The 257-nt window shown below is 45.9% G+C and carries 1 protein-coding gene; it reads right to left on the bottom strand.

What is annotated here, in order from left to right; all coding sequences use genetic code 11:
• Positions 1-257: formate/nitrite transporter family protein (locus tag JFU56_RS22585; protein ID WP_198439455.1), on the bottom strand; the 257-nt coding region annotated here is incomplete at both ends.

The following is a 257-nucleotide window of genomic DNA, read 5'->3' as shown; positions in this document are numbered from 1 at the left end:
GATAAAGATTGGGAACCACATCATTGCGACACGACCAGACACTGTACGTGCTGTCATGTTACCAATCACACCTAGACAAACCATTAGGTTACAGAAGATGCCGCGTACGAAACACGTGATCCAGCCGTCCATACCCATGTTTTCAAAACCTAGGCTGCGACCAGTAGAAACAGCGATGAATTTCTGCGCTACTGCATTTGGTTCTAGAGAGAAATTACCCGTTAATGAGATAGCAACCAGTACCGCAACGATTAGAG

It is taken from the genome of Moritella sp. F3, from assembly GCF_015082335.1.
In the GTDB taxonomy this organism is placed as follows: Bacteria; Pseudomonadota; Gammaproteobacteria; order Enterobacterales; family Moritellaceae; genus Moritella.
Note: the sequence above shows the minus strand (reverse complement) of the source record. Positions and strands in the feature narration are given on the sequence as shown.